General features: G+C 68.3%; 16 protein-coding genes. 9 read left to right on the top strand and 7 right to left on the bottom strand.

Annotated features, from left to right (window positions below):
* The first annotated feature begins 335 nt into the window (after positions 1 to 335).
* The 5 genes from ACK59X_RS23880 to ACK59X_RS23860 all read left to right on the top strand — a co-directional run bounded on the left by ACK59X_RS23880 (position 336) and on the right by ACK59X_RS23860 (position 5,430).
* A complete protein-coding gene (locus tag ACK59X_RS23880; protein WP_409960859.1) occupies positions 336 to 1,463 on the top strand; it encodes an MlaE family ABC transporter permease in 1,128 nt (375 codons plus the stop codon).
* Between the two features lie 10 nt (positions 1,464 to 1,473).
* Complete coding sequence (locus ACK59X_RS23875) at positions 1,474 to 2,361, top strand: ABC transporter ATP-binding protein (RefSeq protein WP_409960858.1); 888 nt, start codon at positions 1,474 to 1,476, stop codon at positions 2,359 to 2,361.
* Positions 2,361 to 3,338, top strand: a complete 978-nt coding sequence (locus ACK59X_RS23870; protein WP_409960857.1) for an MlaD family protein — start codon at positions 2,361 to 2,363, stop codon at positions 3,336 to 3,338. The genes ACK59X_RS23875 and ACK59X_RS23870 overlap by 1 nt, the downstream gene beginning before the upstream one ends.
* Before the next feature lie 35 nt (positions 3,339 to 3,373).
* Positions 3,374 to 4,054 (top strand): hypothetical protein, encoded by a 681-nt coding sequence (locus ACK59X_RS23865; RefSeq protein WP_409960856.1) that lies wholly within the window; start codon positions 3,374 to 3,376, stop codon positions 4,052 to 4,054.
* A 428-nt stretch (positions 4,055 to 4,482) separates the two neighbouring features.
* A complete protein-coding gene (locus ACK59X_RS23860; protein WP_409960855.1) occupies positions 4,483 to 5,430 on the top strand; it encodes a hypothetical protein in 948 nt (315 codons plus the stop codon).
* 117 nt (positions 5,431 to 5,547) lie between these two features.
* Here ACK59X_RS23860 and ACK59X_RS23855 read toward each other — a convergent pair whose 3' ends face one another.
* The 3 genes from ACK59X_RS23855 to ACK59X_RS23845 form a co-directional block, all read right to left on the bottom strand.
* Positions 5,548 to 6,906: an NAD(P)/FAD-dependent oxidoreductase gene (locus ACK59X_RS23855; protein ID WP_409960854.1), complete on the bottom strand. Its 1,359-nt coding sequence runs from the start codon at positions 6,904 to 6,906 to the stop codon at positions 5,548 to 5,550.
* Between the two features lie 236 nt (positions 6,907 to 7,142).
* Positions 7,143 to 8,588: a DUF1501 domain-containing protein gene (locus ACK59X_RS23850; protein ID WP_409960853.1), complete on the bottom strand. Its 1,446-nt coding sequence runs from the start codon at positions 8,586 to 8,588 to the stop codon at positions 7,143 to 7,145.
* Positions 8,589 to 8,602: 14 nt separating this feature from the next.
* On the bottom strand, positions 8,603 to 10,768 hold the full coding sequence (locus ACK59X_RS23845; protein ID WP_409960852.1) for a DUF1800 family protein: 2,166 nt from the start codon (positions 10,766 to 10,768) through the stop codon (positions 8,603 to 8,605).
* A gap of 348 nt (positions 10,769 to 11,116) precedes the next feature.
* On the opposite strand from ACK59X_RS23845, the gene ACK59X_RS23840 reads away from it, so the two are divergent.
* The 3 genes from ACK59X_RS23840 to ACK59X_RS23830 all read left to right on the top strand — a co-directional run bounded on the left by ACK59X_RS23840 (position 11,117) and on the right by ACK59X_RS23830 (position 12,723).
* Positions 11,117 to 11,335 carry a CsbD family protein gene (locus ACK59X_RS23840; RefSeq protein ID WP_007851196.1) on the top strand — a complete coding sequence of 73 codons (219 nt, stop codon included), beginning with the start codon at positions 11,117 to 11,119 and terminating at the stop codon, positions 11,333 to 11,335.
* A 124-nt stretch (positions 11,336 to 11,459) separates the two neighbouring features.
* Positions 11,460 to 12,041 carry a hypothetical protein gene (locus ACK59X_RS23835; RefSeq protein ID WP_409960851.1) on the top strand — a complete coding sequence of 194 codons (582 nt, stop codon included), beginning with the start codon at positions 11,460 to 11,462 and terminating at the stop codon, positions 12,039 to 12,041.
* 181 nt (positions 12,042 to 12,222) lie between these two features.
* Positions 12,223 to 12,723, top strand: coding sequence for a hemerythrin domain-containing protein (locus ACK59X_RS23830; RefSeq protein ID WP_409960850.1), 501 nt, complete (start codon positions 12,223 to 12,225; stop codon positions 12,721 to 12,723).
* 1 nt (position 12,724) lies between these two features.
* Here the strand turns inward: ACK59X_RS23830 and ACK59X_RS23825 are convergent, their stop codons facing one another.
* Entirely contained in the window at positions 12,725 to 13,054 is a 330-nt protein-coding gene (locus ACK59X_RS23825; RefSeq protein ID WP_409960849.1) for a hypothetical protein, read from the bottom strand.
* Positions 13,051 to 14,541, bottom strand: a complete 1,491-nt coding sequence (gene creD, locus ACK59X_RS23820; RefSeq protein WP_409960848.1) for a cell envelope integrity protein CreD — start codon at positions 14,539 to 14,541, stop codon at positions 13,051 to 13,053. Before creD ends, ACK59X_RS23825 begins: the two co-directional genes overlap by 4 nt.
* A gap of 144 nt (positions 14,542 to 14,685) precedes the next feature.
* On the opposite strand from creD, the gene ACK59X_RS23815 reads away from it, so the two are divergent.
* Positions 14,686 to 15,228 (top strand): hypothetical protein, encoded by a 543-nt coding sequence (locus ACK59X_RS23815; RefSeq protein ID WP_409960847.1) that lies wholly within the window; start codon positions 14,686 to 14,688, stop codon positions 15,226 to 15,228.
* Here the strand turns inward: ACK59X_RS23815 and creC are convergent.
* A complete protein-coding gene (gene creC / locus ACK59X_RS23810; RefSeq protein ID WP_409960846.1) occupies positions 15,225 to 16,694 on the bottom strand; it encodes a two-component system sensor histidine kinase CreC in 1,470 nt (489 codons plus the stop codon). The genes ACK59X_RS23815 and creC overlap by 4 nt on opposite strands.
* A gap of 128 nt (positions 16,695 to 16,822) precedes the next feature.
* Positions 16,823 to 17,518, bottom strand: a complete 696-nt coding sequence (gene creB / locus ACK59X_RS23805; protein ID WP_409960862.1) for a two-component system response regulator CreB — start codon at positions 17,516 to 17,518, stop codon at positions 16,823 to 16,825.
* Positions 17,519 to 17,522: the final 4 nt, after the last annotated feature.

The following is a 17,522-nucleotide window of genomic DNA, read 5'->3' as shown; positions in this document are numbered from 1 at the left end:
GTGTGCGCCTGGTTCCTGGGGCGGCGCAGCGGCTATGGCCGCGAGCCTTTCGAGCCCTACAGCCTGGCACTGACCATGGTGGGCGCAGGTTGATCGGAAGGGTCGGCGCCATTGTGCGGACGGTGCCGGCGGTGTCGAGGGGGTAAACGCGGCTTGCTAGTAAATTTGTAGCTCACATGGCTTGCCGCGGTTGCGATTGCAAGCAATTTGATAATAATTGCAAGCATTCGGGCCCGTGTCGTGCTTGCACGCAAGGACTTGTCCTACCTGCGGGGCACCGGCTCCGCTACCATGCTTCCCCTACCCCCATCCCGGTGGCTGGCGCCGCCCGTTTCATGACCGATCCCGCCCCGCGCATCGACCACACCGACACCCCCGAAGGCCCGGGGGTGCTGCTGCATGGCCGGTGGGGCGCTGCGGAGCTGGGCACGCGCCGCCAGTGGAAGGCACTGTCCACCCAGCTGCATGCACAACAGGCCGGTGCAGGGATCGGCTGGGACTTGCGCGAACTGCAGTGGCTGGACCACGTGGGTGCGCAACTCCTCTGGAACCACTGGGGCCGCGCCTGGCCCGAACGCCTGGCGCTCACCGACATCCAGCGCGACATCCTGGAGCGCGTGGCCGAGTTCACCGTGGCCGAACCGCCGCCACCCGAGCCTTGGCGCCTGGCCCGCGAGGTGGACCACCTGGGCCTCCTGGTGCTGCACGGCGTGGACCATGCGCGCCACATGCTGCAAATGGTGGGCCAGCTGATGCTGGACCTGCTGCGCCTGGCGCGCGCGCCCCAGCGCGGGCCCTGGCGCGACGTGTCGGGCCATCTGTACCGCATGGGCGCCACGGCCCTGCCCATCACGGCCCTGGTCGGCTTCCTGATCGGGGTGGTGCTGGCGTACCTGATGTCGCTGCAGTTGCGCCAGTTCGGCGCCGAATCGTTCATCGTCAACATCCTGGGGATCTCGCTGATCCGCGAACTCGGGCCCATGCTCGCGGCCATCCTCGTGGCCGGGCGCTCGGGTTCGTCCATCACCGCGCAGATCGGCGTGATGCGTGTGACCGAGGAGCTCGATGCCATGCGCGTGATGGGCATTCCGCACGGCTTTCGCCTGGTATTGCCGCGCACGCTGGCGCTGGCGCTGGCCATGCCGCTGATCAGCGTGTGGACCACGCTGGCGGCGCTGGCCGGCGGCATGCTGGCGGCCGACGTCGCCATGGACATCTCGCCGGCCTACTTCGTGCAGGCCCTGCCGGCCGCCGTGAAGGTGGGCAACCTCACCCTGGCCATGACAAAGTCTGTGGTGTTCGGTGCCTGCATCGCGCTCATCGGCTGCCATTGGGGCCTGCGCGTCAAGCCGAACACCCAGAGCCTGGGCGAGGGCACGACGGCCTCGGTGGTCACCTCCATCACCATGGTCATCATCGTGGATGCGTTGTTCGCCATCGCCTTCAAGAGCATCGGGATCTGACGCCATGGCCATGACGGATACCGCTTCTGCCGTTTCCCCTGCCAACAGGCCCCAGGCCCTGGCCGTGCCTGCGGGTACGCCGCCTGTGGTCGAAGTCAAAGGCCTGTGGAGCGTGTTCGGCAAGGGCAGCGAAGCCTTTGCCGTGCACCAGGACCTGGAGTTCACAGTGCAGCGCGGCGAGATGCTGTCGCTGGTGGGGGGTTCGGGCACTGGCAAGACGGTGCTGCTGCGCCAGATCCTGGGCCTGGCCAGGCCCGCGCGCGGCACGGTCACCGTGCTCGGCCGGCCGGCGTCCGAGATGGGGCGTGCCGGTGCCGCCAGCCGGGTAGGCATGCTGTTCCAGCACGGTGCGCTGTTCTCGGCCTTCAACGTGCTCGACAACGTGGCCTTCGCGCTGCGCGAGCAGGGCACGCTGCCGCCCGATCTGGTGCGCGATGCGGCGTTGGTCAAGCTGCAGATGGTGGGCCTCAAGCCCGAGCATGCCAGCCGCATGCCGGCTGACCTGTCGGGCGGCATGGTCAAGCGCGTGGCCCTGGCGCGCGCGTTGATCATGGACCCGCCGCTGCTGCTGCTCGACGAGCCCACGGCCGGGCTGGACCCCAACAGCGCGGACGAGTTCTGCGCGCTGCTGCGCGAGCTGCATGCGGCGCTGGGCCTCACGGTGGTGATGGTCACGCACGATCTCGACACCCTGTTCGCGCTGTCCACCCGCGTGGCCGTGCTGGCCGACAAGAAGGTCATCGTCAGCGGGCCACCGACCGAGGTGGCGCGCTTCAAACACCCTTTCATCGAGCACTTCTTCATGGGTGAGCGTGGCCAGCGTGCCATGGCCCCCCTGGCAGGCGTGCGCGAGCAGCCGCCCTCGGCGGCCCCCACCCCGATTTCCAAGGACGCCTGATGGAAAACAAATCCCATGCACTTGCCGCCGGCATCTTCGTCATCGTGGTCGCCGCCATGCTGGCGGGCCTGGCGATCTGGCTCACGCGCGACAACGCCAACTACGAGCAGTACGAGCTGTCCACCAAGGATGGCGTCAGCGGCCTGCAGCCCCAGGCCACCGTGCGCTACAAGGGCGTGGCCGTGGGCAAGGTCACGCGCATCGGCTTCGACCCGCAGGTCAATGGCAATGTGCTGATCCGCATTGCCGTGAATGAGCAGGCCCCCATCAGCCCCAATACCTTCGCCGTGCTGGGCTACCAGGGCGTCACAGGCCTGGCCCATGTGCAGCTCGACGATGCCGCGTCGCCCTATCCCGAGCTGCCGCCTGGCCCCAGCGGGCTGCCGCGCCTGCCGCTCAAGCCCTCGCCCTTCGGCCGCCTGGCCGAGCAGGCGCCGGCCATCCTGGGCCAGGTGGAGGAGGCCACGCGCCGCATCAACCAGCTGCTGGGCGATAACAACCAGAAGCTGCTGACCGAGGCCATCGGCAACATCGGCCAGGCGGCCGGCAGCGTCAATGCACTCACCAAGCGGCTCGATACCACGGTGCAGACCCGCCTCGACCCGGCACTGGCATCCCTGCCCGCGCTGACCGGCGATGCGCGCCAGACCCTGCAGTCGCTGCAGAAGGCCGGCACCAGCGTATCGGACATGGCTGCGGGCATCAGCGCCACCAACCAGCGGCTGGCTGCGGAGGGCGGGGCCATCGACCAGATCACCCAGGGCACGCAGGCGCTCACGCGCGCGGCCGACGCGCTGGGTTCCAACACCCTGCCACGTGTCACGCGCGCGGCCGATGAGCTGTCGCGCACGGCGCGCCAGATCGGCCGGGCGGCCAACAGCGTGAGCGACAACCCGCAGTCCTTCATCTATGGCTCGGGCCGCATCCCCCCTGGCCCGGGCGAAGAGGGCTTTGCCGCACCAGCTGCCGCGCGCTGAGGGCGCTGTTCGAGGAATTCAAGGAGTACATCGCCATGCTGGATACCCAACGTACCCACCCGGGCCGCCCGGTTCGCAGGAGCGCCGCCCTGGCGTGCGCTGCCGCCGCCGTGCTGCTGACCGCCTGCTCGGCCCTGCCTGGGCCGCCCACGCGCGCAGTGCAGTACGACTTCGGCCCCGGTGCCATGGCCACGGCGCCGAGCGACCGCCGGGCGCCGCTGCCGCCGCTGGCCCTGGCCGATGTGGAAGCCACCGGCATGCCCGAGAGCAGCACCTCCGTGCTCTACCGGCTCGGTTATGCCGATGCCCAGCAACCCCGCCCCTATGCGACGGCGCGCTGGAGCCAGCCTCCGGCCGTGCTTGTAGGGCAGCGTGTGCGCGAGCACCTGGGCCTGCGCCGGGCCATCCTGAACACCAGCGATGCGGCCGTTCAGGCCCGTGTGGCGAACAAGCGCCCCACCGTGCTACGCCTGGAACTCGAAGAGTTCAGCCAGGTGTTCAGCAGCGCGACCGAGAGCGCGGGCCTGGTGCGCCTGCGTGCCACCGTCGCCGAACCGACCCCGCTGGGTGAGAACCTGCTGGGGCAGCGGGTCTTCATCGTGCAGCGTGCGGCGGCAACGGCCGATGCGGCAGGCGGCACGCGGGCACTCGCCGAAGCGGCCAGCCAAGCGGCACGCGACATCGACGAGTGGCTGGAGCAGGTAGCGGTGCGCTGAGGCGCGCAGGGGCCGCGTCGGGAACTTGCGGATACGCCTTCCCCGCCCCCGACTGAAACACTTTGTGTATTCGGCCCAAACCCTACTTTGGTAGGGTGCCCGGGCGCATGGTGCTCTCCCATAATGGACCGGACCGTGTTGGCGATCCGTTCGGGGCCGCGCAAGTCCCTTGCCGGGCAGCCCGCCAGCAAGCGCAGGCACTGCCCGGCACGGCTTCGCATGGATCGCCGGTACGTTCCCAGCCGCACAGGCGGCTGGTGCACGTTGCTGCGGTGGGCCCCAGCTCACCACAGCATGCGGCGTTTTGGTTGTTGTTCTTTTTGTTGTTCTCCTTTTCCCGCCCGTGGGCGCGCGGCTGGACGGCGCGCAATGCGCCACCCCGCCTCCCCAGGCTCCGATCCACGTTCATTGCCGAGGTCATTTCCCGTATGTTCTTCAAGCCATCGCTTCTGCGCTCTGCCTGTGCTGCCGCCATCGCCCTGGCCGCCGCTGCTGCCGCCACCTCCACCTGGGCCGGCGACAAGCTCTATGTCCAGGACAGCGGCAAGATCATGCTCGTCGATGTGGACGCCAAGTCGCTGACGCTGGTGTCCCGCCCCTCGGTGGATGGTTCCATCACCGATATCGCCACCGATGCCGCAGGCACCCTGTACGTGCTGACCTTCAACTCGCTGTACCGCCTGGCCGCCGATGGCAGCGCCGTGCTGATCGGCAAGCACGGCATCGGCACTGCCAACGCGCTGACCTTCGACGGCAGCGGCAAGCTGTATGGCGCGTCCGCCGTCAACAAGAACCTCTACCTGATCAACCCCACCACCGCCCAGTCCACGGTGATCGGCACCCTGCCGGCGCAGTCGGCCGGCGACCTGGCCTATCTCAATGGCCGGCTGTTCTTTGCGGGCGAGAACGATTCGCTGGGCATCGTCAACCTGCGCAACAACCAGCAGTCGGCCAACGTCGGCAGCTTCGGTCTGGCCACCTCGGTCTACGGCCTGGCCGAAGGCGACAGCAACACCCTGTACGGCGCGGCGTTCGACAAGCTGTTCAAGGTGGATCCTTCCACGGGTTCGATCAGCTACGTGATGAACTTCACCGGCCTGGGCCAGGCCGGCGGTCTGGCACCCTTCAAGGCCGTGGTCACGCGTGCCGAGGACCGCCTGTTCAACTATGCGGAAGACTCCTTCCCCACCATGTTCAAGCCTTCGTTCGCGCCTTCGCTGACCGCAGGCAACCAGTACTACCGCTTCTACCGCGACACGGGCACCATCCTGTCCATCAGCAATGGCCAGCTGAGCTACTCCCAGGTGGGTACGGCGCCGGGCGTGCTGGGGCCGGTGGATGCCTTCCTGCCGTTGGCCATTGGCGCTGGGTATTGACTCCCCCCTGAGTCGCCTTCGGCGCCATCCCCCCTGAGGGGGACGCCCCCAGGGCGGCGGGGCGGCCCTTGCACGGGGGCGCTGGCCGGGGCTGCGGGTGTACACAGGCCGCGTGTCTTATTCCCGGGCCTTGTTCTTCGCGCCTTCGATGCCGGTCACCACGCGCGCGTAGCGCGCGAAGCTCCAGTAGGCCCAGCCCCAGTCCATGAGTACGACCAGGCGGTTGCGAAAGCCGATGAGGAAGTAGACGTGGGCGAAGAGCCAGAACAGCCAAGCGAAATAGCCTGAAAAGCGCACCGGGCCCATGGGGGAGGTGAGGTCCACCACGGCGGCGTTGCGGCCGATGGTGGCGAGGTTGCCGTAGTCGCGGTAGCGGAAGGGCTGGGTGGGTTGGCCGGCCAGGCGGCGCAGCACGTTGGCGGCTGCGGCGCGGCCCATCTGCTTGGCGCCCGGCGAGACGCCGGGCACGGGCGTGGGCTCCTGGCTGGGCACATGGCTTTTGGCCGCGGCCAGGTCGCCCACCACGCTGATCTCGGGGTGGCCGGCCAGCGTGAGATCGGGCTCGACCACCACGCGGCCCGCGCGGTCGGTGGTGCAGCCGGTAGCTTCGGCCAGCAGGCGTCCGAGCGGCGAGGCGGCCACGCCGGCGGCCCAGACGATGCACTGGCTGGGAATCGCGTAGCTCGCCGCCATGGGGTCCGCACCCGGTGCGGCGCCGGCCACGGTGAGGCCGGTGGCGTCGATGGCGGTCACCCGCGCGTTCACGCGCACTTCCACTCCCAGCTTCTCCAATTGCTCCTTGGCGCGCTGGCTCAGGGCCTCGGGCATGGCCTGCAGCACGCGCGTGCCGCCTTCGAGCAGGATGATTTTCGCGCTGGCCGGGTCGATGTGGCGGAACTCACCGGGCAGCGTGTGGCGCGCAATCTCGGCCAGGGTGCCGGCCATCTCCACGCCCGTGGGGCCACCGCCCACCACCACGAAGTTGAGCCAGGCGGCTCGCCGTGCCGGATCGCCTTCGCGCTCCGCCGCCGCGAAGGCCAGCAGGCTGCGGCGGCGGATCTCGAAGGCGTCGTCCAGCGTCTTGAGCCCGGGCGCAAACGGGGCCCAGTCGTCGCGGCCGAAGTAGCTGTGGGTGGCGCCCGCCGCCACGATCAGGTGGTCGTAGGGCAATGCATCGCCACCCTGCAGCAGCACGCTGCGTGCGGCGATGTCGATGCGCTCCACCTCGCCGAGCAAGGTGGTCACATTGGGCTGCTTGCGGAACAGATGCCGCACCGGGGCGGCAATGGCGGGCGCCGACAGCCCGGCCGTGGCCACCTGGTAGAGCAGGGGCTGGAACAGGTGGTGGTTGGTCTTGTCGACCACGGTGACATCGATGGCGCTGCCGTGCAGCGCGCGGGCCGCCTCCAGCCCGCCAAATCCGCAACCGATGATGACGACCCGGGGACGGATGGCTGTGTTGGGAATGCTGCTCATGGCTGCATTATGGGCAGACTGCGAGGGATCATGCCGATACGGAATCGCTGGCGTCTTTGGTGTCTCGGTCTGCAGTCCATTGCGCTGTACGACACCCGCGGCGCACGAAACTGGCGCGGCCGAGGCCAGTGCCCCCGCGCAAGGGCCGCCCCGCCGCGCTGGGGGCGTCCCCCTCCCGACGCGCGCAGCGAGGCGAGTGAGGGGTGAAGGCGCGAAGCGACTCAGGGGGTGTTCATTCACGCATTCATGAAGCCCAGGTCCACGGGGTATTGGGCGCCGCCGAAGTGGCTCAGGTTGGGCAGCACACCGGCGAGTTCGGTGGCGCTCACGCCGAACCACTTGGCCAGCGTGGCCGCGTACTGGTCCACCGAGGTGCTGGGCAGCAGCCGGCCCTGGCCCACGTGCCACTGGTCGTCGGGCGCGGCGGTGTTGGTGTTGCTGACCGGCGGGGCCGAGCCGTAGAAGGCCTTGCCCTTGACGGCGCCGCCCACCATCAGGTGGTGGCTGCCCCAGCCGTGGTCGGAGCCGTCGCCGTTGGAATTGAGCGTGCGGCCGAAGTCGGATGCGGTGAAGGCGGTCACCTTGTCGGCGACGCCCAGTTCCACCGTGGCGTTGTGGAACGCGGTCATCGCATCGCTCAGGCGCTGCATCAGCCCCGGTTGCTGGGAGATCAGGTTGTCGTGCAGGTCGAAACCACCCATCGAGACCATGAACACCTGGCGCTTGGTGCCCATGGTGCCGCGCGCGCCGATCAGGCGGGCCACCATCCTGAGCTGGTCGGCCAGATTTTTGTTGGCGGGGAAAGGCGTTGCCAGGTTCACGCCCGCGATGCCGGTGGTGACCAGCGACTCGGAGGTCACGGCGCGCGTGGTCACCTTGTTGTACTCGTTCTCCAGCGTCTGGCTGCTGGTCTGCTGGATCAGGCTGGTCAGCGCCGAGCGCACGGCGGTAGAGCCATAGACGCTGCTCTTGACGCCATTGATCGGGATCGCACCGCTGGTGCTCACCTGGTACTGCAGCGCCGAATCGCCGGACAGGAACACCGCATTGCCGGTGACCGAGATGCAGGTGAACAGCGAATTGGCGTTGGACGACAGGGCCAGGTCGCCGATGTTGCCGCCCCAGCCGATGGTCGAGCCTTCGGGAGAGGACGACTGCCACACCGACTGCTGGTCGTTGTGCGAAAACAGCTTGGGCGGAAGCGGGTAGAGGCTGCGGTTGGAGCCGTTGTACTGGGCGCGGGTCAGCGGCACCACCAGCGGGCCGACGTTGAGCTGCACGGCGGCCTTGCCGCTGTTGAACAGCCCCGTGAGGCCCGACATGGCGGGGTGCAGTGCGTACTGGCGGCCACCCGGCAGGGCGGTCGTGGGGTTGAGCAGGGTGGCGCCCAGAGCGTCCTTGGGGATGGCGATGCCGCCGCCCCCCAGTCCGTTGCCGCCCCGGATGGCGCTGTACTTGAGGTAGCTGGGGTCGTCGTAGGTGACCACGGTGTTGGCGTAGTCGTTGCCGCCGTAGAGGAACACGCAGACCAGGGCCTTGTAGTCGGTGGCGGTGAAGGCGGCCGCCTCGCCCATGGCGGCCAGGTTCAGTGCGAAGGGCAGGGCGGTGCCGGCCAGGCCCAGTTGGCCGCTGCGGCGCAGGAAGGCGCGGCGGGTGTGCAGTTCGGGTTGGAGCAGGTGCATGGCAGCAAGTCCTCTTATTTCTGGATGAGGTACTCGGCCGAAGCCATGACCAGGAAGATCGCTGCCGCGATGCGGTTGAGCTTGACGTTGTCGGTGCTGGCGGCCGTGACCGGCGTGGCCTTGATCGCATCGGTGATCAGTTTCACCGTGGCCGCCGAGAGCTGGCCTGCGCACATCAGCAGGTTGATGCGCGCGACCAGCGCATCGGGGTCGGTCACCAGCGCCATCTCGTGGGTGTACAGCGCCTTGATGTCGTAGCCGTTGTTCGCGTTGCTGCCGTTGTTGGGCAGGTCGGGGGCGTTCACGTAGATGCCATTGCGGATCACGCCCTGGATGTAGTTCAGGTAGCCGCCCACGCTGCTTTCGTTGACCAGTTGGAACTCGGGCGCCACCGCGCCGCTCTGGGCCAGGGCGGTGGACGGCGGCACATAGCCCGGGCGGAAGAAGTTGAACACCGAGGGCGAGCGCAACGGGCTCTGGCCCAGCCGCGAACTGGCGGAACTGGTGTCCCCGATCTTCCAGCTGCCGAAGGTGGAGCTGATGTTGAAGGTGCGCCCCCACTGGACCAGGCGCAGCATGGGCTCGCGCAGCTTGCCGAAGCCTGGCTGCGTGAGGCCGGCGGAGGAGCGCGCCTCCTCATCGAGCAGGATGGCGCGGACCACCGCCTTCAGGTCGCCGCGTACGCTGGCACCGTTGTTGTTGAACACCGTGGCCACGCGCGCCACGTAGGCCGGCGAGGGGTTGCTGGTCACCAGGCGCTGGATCAGCTGCTTGCAGATGAAGGGGCCGACGTTGCCGTGGTAGAACAGGGTGTCCATGGCCGTGGCCAGCGCCGCCGCACCCGGCGTGTTGGCCGGGATGCTGGTACCCAGGAAGTTGACCGCCAGGTTCGAGTGCAGCGAGGCATTGAGCGACATGGGCAGCCGCGTGAACGCCGTGTTGGGCACCGTGCGGGTGGTGCCCGGCACGGTACCCTGCTGGTTCAGCGACTGGTTGTAGTCGTAGCCTGTGAACACGCGCGCCAGATTGGTCACGTCGGACTGGCTGTAGCTTTCGATCGGCTGGCCCGAGCCGTCGCGGCGCACGGTGCCGTCGATGTTGAGCATGACCAGCCCGATGGACATGAGCTGCATGACTTCGCGCGCATAGTTCTCGTCCGGCTGGCGGCCCGTGGCCGCGTTTTCCTTCTGGTTGCCGCGGGTGTTGAGGTAGTAGCCCATGGCCGGGTTCAGCGACACGTCCTGCAGCAGGTTGCGGAAGTTGCCGAAGGAATGGAAGACCAGCGTGTCCCAGTAGTGCGCGATGCCGTGGCTGCGCCAGTTGAAGTCCAGGCCCGAGAGCGAGACCACGAAGATCTCCGACAGCGCCAGCGCGACACGCTTGCGCAGGCTGTCGGGCGAGGTCATGAGCTGCGACCAGATCATGCAGTCGCCCGGGTAGGTGTTGTCGTAGTAGGCGGTGGAATTGTCGATCGTGGCATAGCCGCGCTGGTTGAGCCACTCCCAGCCCGAGATGCCGATGGGCGCGTTGAACTGAGAATTCAGCCAGGCCTCGAATCCGATGGAGCGGACCGTGGCGATGTCCTGCGTGCTGGCCGCAAAGCCCGCCTGCATCAGGAAGCGGGCGGCCGCGGGGTCGTTGAGCGGCCCGCCGCAGGTGAACACCGCGTCGCCAAAGCTGGCCAGCGAGCCGACGTTGACCACCGCGTTGTTGCTGGCCGGGCCGAGCACCACGACGTTGCCCTGGTACACACCCAGGTAGGTGCGCGTGCCTGGGTAATAGCGGAACACCAGCGTGCCGCTGGTCAGGGTGCTCTGGTGGGAGTCGAAGAACTGGGGGAACACCATCTCCGCCCAGTCCATCAGTTCGTCGGGCGTGGGGGTGCGGGTCGCCGCCTGGTTCGACCGGTACGAGCCGGTGCCGCCCATGTCGCCCAGCAGCGGCATGCTGGGCGCGTTGTCGGCCTGCCGGAGCGCCGGGGGGGCTTCGGCTTCGGCCTCGCCACCGCCGCAGGCAGCGAGGGCTGTGCTGGCAGCGGCAGCCGCCGAGACCCGGAGCCAGGGCGAGCCCACGGAATCCGGTGCACTTGGCGCTGCATCGGCGGGCGACAAGGAGGACGGTGCGTGCGCGGGCAGAGGTGTTGCCAGCGCCGCATCGGTAGCTTCGTGGGCGTGTGTCATAGCGACTTTTGTGAAGATTTGTAGAGAAGTGTAGGCAACCTCCTACAAAACTGGCATTCCCTACTCGCGAGTAAGCGTTACCAAAAGAAACGCGCCGGCGCCTCCACAGTGAGCAGTTGGCATTTTTCGATGCATTGCCGCAACACCCGCTTTTCGGAAGATCAAACACCCCCGAAGAGCCTTAGCGGGTGGTTGTCCGGCATGCCAGTAGTCCTGCGCCGACGCCGGGTCCACGGTACGGACTACGCGCCCGGGTCGAGCCCGTTCTTACAGTCACTCCATCGCATCACGCAAATGTTCCACGCAATCCGAGTGGATGGCTGAAGCGAAACGTTTGGAGGACGCACCATGAATGAAGACACCATCAAGGGCAACTGGAAGCAGTTCAAAGGCAAGATCACCGAGCAGTGGGGCAAGCTCACCAACGATGACCTGGACGTCATCGATGGCAAGCGCGAACAGTTCCTGGGCAAGCTGCAGGAACGCCAAGGCATTGCCCGCGATGCGGCTGAAAAGCAGCTCAGCGATTGGCAAAGCCGCCATCCCGACTTCCGCTTCAACGACTGACTGGATTGTGCTGCACCGTTTGCCAGAACCCTCCAGGGCTTCATGCCCTGCAGTTGGCGGGCACCGGATGCACATTCTTTCAATACACCCAAAAGATACCCCTGAGACCCGAGGAGAAAACACCATGAAATTCGCCCGCACCCTGATTGCTTCCGTCGCCGCCGGCCTGCTGGCCACCTCCGCAATGGCCATGACCGATGTCGAGTACAAGACCGCCAAGGACAAGATCTCGGCCGACTACAAGGCCGCCAAGACCAACTGCGACACCATGAAGGACAACGCCAAGGACATCTGCGTCAAGGAAGCCAAGGGCGCCGAAAACGTGGCCAAGGCGGAACTCGACGCCCAGCACAAGCCTTCGGACAAGGCCACCAACAAGGCCCGCATGGCACGTGCCGATGCGGACTATGAAGTGGCCAAGGAAAAGTGCGATGACCAGAAGGGCAACGCCAAGGACGTGTGTGTGAAGGATGCCAAGGCCGCCCACACCGCCGCCAAGGAAAACGCCAAGGTGGCCAAGGCCGCCGCCAAGCCTGCCGACAACGCCGCCGAGAAGGGCGCCCAGGTCGCAGAAGCCCGCAAGGACGCTTCGGCCGAAAAGAACGAAGCCAACTACAAGGCTGCCAAGGAACGCTGCGATGCCATGAGCGGTGATGCCAAGTCCAAGTGTGTGGACGACGCCAAGCGCATGTACGGCCAGAGCTGAGCCTGAAGCAACGGATGCCCGCCAGGCCCCTTTGCGGGCCGTGGCTGGCCCCTTGAAGCCCCGCTGCATGCGGGGCTTTGCCATTGGCAGTTCGCACCGCAGTGTCTGACCTGCATCAAGGCCGTGCGTGCGCCGGGCCCCTAAGCTGGCCGTTCGATCCCACGCAAGAACGGAAACGCACATGGCAGCACTGGAATGGTCTGGCGCACTGGCATTGAACCTGCCGCAGATGGATGAAACGCATGAGGAGTTCGTCGAACTCCTGGCACGGGTTGAGGGGGCGGACGATGCGCAGCTGTCGGCCTGCTGGCAGGAACTGGTCGCCCACACCGAGCAGCATTTCGGCATGGAGGACCGGTGGATGGCTGCCACGCGCTTTGCCTCGGGCAACTGCCACAGCATGCAGCACAAGGTGGTGCTGCAGGTCATGCGGGAGGGCGCGGCCCGCGCCGCCCAGGGCGAGCTGCAGGTGCTGCGCATGATGGCAGGAGAACTGGCCCTGTGGTTCCCCCAGCATGCGCAGACCATGGACGCGGCGCTGGCCCTGCACCTGCGCCGCGTGGGCTTCGATGCGGCCACCGGCACCGTGCACCTGCCCGAGGCGCTGCCGGGCGAGCTGGTGCACGGTTGCGGCGGTGCGAGCTGCTCCCCGTCTTCCACAGCGCAGGCCGTTCCCGCCTAGGTCAAAGCTGCTGCGCCGCTGCCGGATGGCGCGGCAGCAGCAGGATGGCCATGTGCCACGACAGGTCGCGCAACGCAGCGCGCAGTGCAGCCGATGCAGGGGGCGCGGCATCGGCCGGCGGACCATAGGCCGCCCGCAGCACCGCCTGCTTGGCCGTGTGCAGCGCCGTCCGGTCATGGGCCAGCAGCGCGGCCAGCAGTTGATCGCGGTGGCGCTGCACGCGGCGGTCCTCGACCTCCGACAGGGGAGCTAGCGGGTGCTGGCTTGCCGGGGCTGCCAGGTGCCGTGCCCAGGCCGATGCCGTGGGCAAGGCTGGGGATGCGCTCGTCATGCGGCACTCCCGGGCTGGTGGCGGGGTGTGGCCAGGCCCGGAGTTGCGGGCGGCATGGCAGGCGGCGGGGTGGATGGCGGCTCGCGGCGCGGTGCCGGCGGGCGCGGCCCACCTGCCGAGGCGTTGAGGCCATACCAGTTCACCTTGCGCGTGAGCACCATCACCGCGGCCAGCACCAGGAAGAGCGCGATCGAGCCGACGACCAGCGCCGTCTGCTCCAATTGCAGCAGCACATAGAGCAGGCCGTAGAGCAGGGCGATGCCGGCACCCAGCGGAATGCCGCGCGCCAGGCTGCCCAGCATGTGGCTCGCGTAGTAGGCCAACAGCAGCACGCAGGCCGTGGCCGCAATGCCGTAGGACATGCCGAAGGACAGGTGCTCCGACAGGCTCACCAGCAGCAGGAAGAAGCTGCACAGCGCGCTGCCCACGAGAAGGTACTGCACCGGGTGCACGCGCAGCTTCTTCATCAGCTCGAACAGGCCCACCGCCACGAAGGTGAGGGCGATGAACAGCACGCCGTACTTGGTGGCGCGGTCGGCCAGGGTGTAGGGGTTCACCGGGTCGATGAAGGCCACGCTGAAGCTGTCGGCGCAGTCGCTGGCGGTGCCGCCGCCCGGGGCGGCGTACTCGGCCGGGCTGTCGTAGCCGTTCACGCAGATGCGCTTGCTGTTGGCGATGTCCTGCTGGGCGGTGGTGGCCAGCGACGACAGGCGCCAGCGCGCGGAGAAGCCATCGTCCTTCACCTCGCGTTCGGAGGGAAGAAACCGCCCCGAGAACGAGGGGTGCGGCCAGCCGCTGGTCATCTGCACCTCGGTACTGCCGCCCAGGGGCACGATGGCCAGGCGCTCCGTGCCCACGAGTTCCAGGTCCAGCGTGGCGGTGAGGCCTGCGGCCTGGCCGCGCACCGACTCGGGCAGGCTGGCGTGCAGGCCGCGCGTGTAGGTGGGGTGGAAGGTGCCGGGCTTGAGCGGCAGCGCCTGCTCGCCCAGCGTGATCTGCGCCATGCGGATGCCGCGCGAATCGCCCACGGCCAGCATCAGGATGGGGGCGCCGCAGTTCATGCGCGAGCCCTTGATGGTGCTTTGCGGCTGCAGGCTGGTGAGCGCGCCCCACTGGGCGGTGATGTTCGACTTGAGGTTGTAGGTGTTGACCTTGTGCAGGCCGCGGGCGCGCTCTTCCATGGCGGCACCGGTGTTCAGCTTGAGCTGTTCGGGCATGGCCGTGAGCAGGAACTCGCGGCGCTGCTCCACCATGCGGCGTTCGTCGCCCTTGCCGGTCTCCACGTCCCAGCTTTCCACGCAGGCGCTGTGGATCATCGGGCCCATCAGCGTCTGCGGACCGGCCAGGCTGTCGGCGATGTTCTGCGCCGTCATGCTGCGGTAGCGCTGGCGGTCGCGCACCACGTCCTCGATCAGGCCCAGCCCGACCATGAGCAGCAGCACGATGGCCGCCAGCCCCACGAGTTTGATGAACAAGGGGTGTTTCAAAAAGTCCTCCACGGTGTGATGAATGTGGAGCCAGTGTTGGCGGCGGGTGTGAGGGGGCGATGAAGTTTGTGAGGTCTGTGTGAAGTGGAGCCGGTGGCAGAATGGTCCTGACGCCCCCCAGGGCGGTGTATCGGAGAGATTGCCATGCGACGCGCTTCCCGCTTCATGCCCCCTGTATCGCGCCAGTCCCCTCCATGGACGTGGGGCGGCCGCACCCTCGTGGCGGCTGCTGCCTGCGCATTGCTCTGGGCCCTCTGGGCCCATCCCCTTGCGGTGTGCGCTTTTGCCATCGTGCTGTGGGGCCTGGTCGCCATCTCCGGCTGGCTGGACGAAAAGCACTTCGCACGGCTGGCGCAGGAGCGCGCGGGGGGATCGATCTGCCAGTTCGCCCGCTCCATCGACTGCCGTGGCGTCGACACCTGGGTGGTGCGCGCGGTGTATGAAGAACTCCAGGCCGGGCTTCCGACGCGGGGTACTCCGCTTCCATTGCGGGTGGCCGATCGGCTTCAGAAGGACCTGCGCCTCGATGCCGACGACCTGGACCTGTCGTTGCTGCCGGACATCGCCCGGCGTGCCGGACGCGACCTCGCCTCCACGCAAGGCAATCCCTTCTACGGCAAGGTCACCACCGTGGGCGACCTGGTCCACTTCCTGAACGCCCAGCCCCGGCTGGCCGCGACGCCTTAGCCGCCGCGAAACTCCAGCTCTACTCGCAACCCCGGTGCCGTGTTGCGCACCACCATCTGCCCGCTGTGCAGCGCCATCACGCGCCGCACGATGGCCAGGCCCAGGCCCGAGCCGCTGCGCTCGCCGCCGGGCCGGGCGGTGGTGAAGAAGCGCTCGCCCAGCCGGGGCAGGGCGTAGTCGGGCACGCCGGGGCCGCTGTCCTGCACGGCCCCCGTGGTGCCGGCCAGCTCCACGCGCACGCTGCTGCCGGCGGGGGAAAAGTCGATGGCGTTGTCCAGCAGGTTGGTGAGCGCCAGGGTCACGAGTTCAGGCTCCCAGGGCCCGCTGGCACCGCTGCCGGCGACGGTCAGGGTAATGCCGCGCTGGCCCGCGCGCCCCCGGGTCTGGGCCACGGCGGCGTTGGCGCAGTCCTGCAGCGCCACGGGCGCCTGGGCGTCGGCATGGTGGCGCTGCTCCAGCTTGCTCAGCTCCAGCAGGCGGTCGATGATGCGCTGCAGGCGCTCGCTTTGCTGCACCACCTGGGTGGCGAACTCGGCCCGGTCCGCCGCGGGCAGTTCGTCCTGCAGCAGCTCGCCCGCGCCGCGGATGGCGGCCCCGGGGCTCTTGAGTTCGTGCGTGAGGGCGCGCACATAGCCTTCGATGTAGTCGCGCCCCTCCAGGCGCGCGCGCATGCGGTCCATGGCGCGCGCCAGGTCGCCGAGCTCTCCCGGCACCTCGGGCACGGCGAGCGCCGTGGTCGGTGGGCTGTCGTGTTCGCCAGCGGCCGGCCCCTGCACGCTGAGCGCATAGTCGCGCAGGCGGCGCACGTTCCACACCATCCACAGCGTCACTGCCACGCCCACCGCGGCCGACAGGGCCAGCAGCAAAACCCCGCTCGCCAGCACCTTGTTCTCGGCCCGGTCGATGAAGCGCTGCACCGTGCGCGTGGGCTTGGCCACCGTGAGCACGCCAACGATGCGGCGCTCTGCAGTGGCGCCGCCGCCGGGCGCATAGATGGGCGCAGCCACATGCATCACGCCGCTGGCATCGTCGTCGGGGACGTCACGGGTGGAGCGCGCCCCGTACTCCCCTCGCAGGGTGCGCGCCACGTCGCGCCACTGCGAGTAGTCGGCGCCCACGGCGCGGTTCTCCGAATCGAACAGCACCCGGCCCGTGGCATCGGTCACGTAGATGCGGTAGTCCAGCGACTGCTTGGAAAAGCCCCAGATCGCTGCGTCGATGGGGCGGGTTGCATAGATGCGCACATGCCGGGCAAAGGCACTGCCCACGGCCCCATTCTCCAGCCGCCCGGCCACCAGGTCGTCGCTCGCCAGCTCGGCCAGGATGTTGGCGGTGTCCACCATCATGTCCTCCATCACCTCGCGCACGCTGGGCTTGATCTCGGCCATGAACACGCGCAGCACGAAGAACGCGGCGATGCCGTTGATCAGGAAGAAGGCGAACAGCAGGCGGATGCCCAGGCGCATGGGGTTACCTCGTTGCGCCCACACGCAGTGAGGGCGTATAGGCAGGAGGTTTCGCCGCCGGGCCGCCCCAAGGCGAAACGCGGCCCCCCCGGGGGGCAGCGACTACACGCAGTGAGGGAGCGTGGGGGCTATACATCCAGGCAGTAGCCCATGCCGCGGTGGGTGCTGATGTACTCGCGGCCGGCATCGACCTCGCGCAGCTTGGCCCGCAGCGTCTTGATGTGCGTGTCCACCGTGCGGTCGGTGCTCTCACTGTCGTCGCCCCAGGCGGCATTGAGCAGCGCGTCGCGCGAATGGATGCGGCCGGCGCCGCGCAGCAGGCAGGCGAGCAGCCGGTATTCGCGCCGGGTCAGTGCCAGCGGCTGGCCGCGCAGGCTGATGCGCTGGCCGGCCTCGTCATCGTGGAACAGCGGGGCCGGGGCCGCGGGGGGCACGGCCGCTGATCCTTGCACGCTGGCGCGGCGCAGCAGCGCCTTCACGCGGGCAGAGAGTTCGCGCGGACTGAAAGGCTTGGCCAGGTAGTCGTCGGCGCCCAATTCCAGGCCCAGCACGCGGTCGATTTCCTCGCCGTGCGCGCTGAGCAAGAGCACGGGCAGGGTCGCGGTGGCCGCCACGCCGCGCAGCTCGCGCAGCAGGTCCAGGCCGCTGCCATCGGGCAGGCCCACGTCCAGCACCAGCAGGTCGAAGGGGGTGCGCGCGAGCTGCGCGCGCGCGTCGTGCACCAGCACGCTGTGCGCCACCGCCAGGCCTTCGCGCTCCAGCGCATAAGCCACGGTGCGCGCAATCGCCGGGTCGTCTTCCAGCAGCAGCAGGCGTGCCGGAATGGTG

Origin of the sequence: Acidovorax sp., assembly GCF_046339755.1 — a bacterium.
In the GTDB taxonomy this organism is placed as follows: Bacteria; Pseudomonadota; Gammaproteobacteria; order Burkholderiales; family Burkholderiaceae_C; genus Acidovorax.
Note: the sequence above shows the minus strand (reverse complement) of the source record. Positions and strands in the feature narration are given on the sequence as shown.

Bases quoted from the DNA above. Each gene is read 5' to 3' on its own strand.
- ACK59X_RS23880 (WP_409960859.1), top strand. From the start codon at position 336: ATGACCGATCCCGCCCCGCGCATCGACCACACCGACACCCCCGAAGGC.
- ACK59X_RS23875 (WP_409960858.1), top strand. From the start codon at position 1,474: ATGACGGATACCGCTTCTGCCGTTTCCCCTGCCAACAGGCCCCAGGCC.
- ACK59X_RS23870 (WP_409960857.1), top strand. From the start codon at position 2,361: ATGGAAAACAAATCCCATGCACTTGCCGCCGGCATCTTCGTCATCGTG.
- ACK59X_RS23865 (WP_409960856.1), top strand. From the start codon at position 3,374: ATGCTGGATACCCAACGTACCCACCCGGGCCGCCCGGTTCGCAGGAGC.
- ACK59X_RS23860 (WP_409960855.1), top strand. From the start codon at position 4,483: ATGTTCTTCAAGCCATCGCTTCTGCGCTCTGCCTGTGCTGCCGCCATC.
- ACK59X_RS23855 (WP_409960854.1), bottom strand. From the start codon at position 6,906: ATGAGCAGCATTCCCAACACAGCCATCCGTCCCCGGGTCGTCATCATC.
- ACK59X_RS23850 (WP_409960853.1), bottom strand. From the start codon at position 8,588: ATGCACCTGCTCCAACCCGAACTGCACACCCGCCGCGCCTTCCTGCGC.
- ACK59X_RS23845 (WP_409960852.1), bottom strand. From the start codon at position 10,768: ATGACACACGCCCACGAAGCTACCGATGCGGCGCTGGCAACACCTCTG.
- ACK59X_RS23840 (WP_007851196.1), top strand. From the start codon at position 11,117: ATGAATGAAGACACCATCAAGGGCAACTGGAAGCAGTTCAAAGGCAAG.
- ACK59X_RS23835 (WP_409960851.1), top strand. From the start codon at position 11,460: ATGAAATTCGCCCGCACCCTGATTGCTTCCGTCGCCGCCGGCCTGCTG.
- ACK59X_RS23830 (WP_409960850.1), top strand. From the start codon at position 12,223: ATGGCAGCACTGGAATGGTCTGGCGCACTGGCATTGAACCTGCCGCAG.
- ACK59X_RS23825 (WP_409960849.1), bottom strand. From the start codon at position 13,054: ATGACGAGCGCATCCCCAGCCTTGCCCACGGCATCGGCCTGGGCACGG.
- ACK59X_RS23815 (WP_409960847.1), top strand. From the start codon at position 14,686: ATGCGACGCGCTTCCCGCTTCATGCCCCCTGTATCGCGCCAGTCCCCT.
- creC (WP_409960846.1), bottom strand. From the start codon at position 16,694: ATGCGCCTGGGCATCCGCCTGCTGTTCGCCTTCTTCCTGATCAACGGC.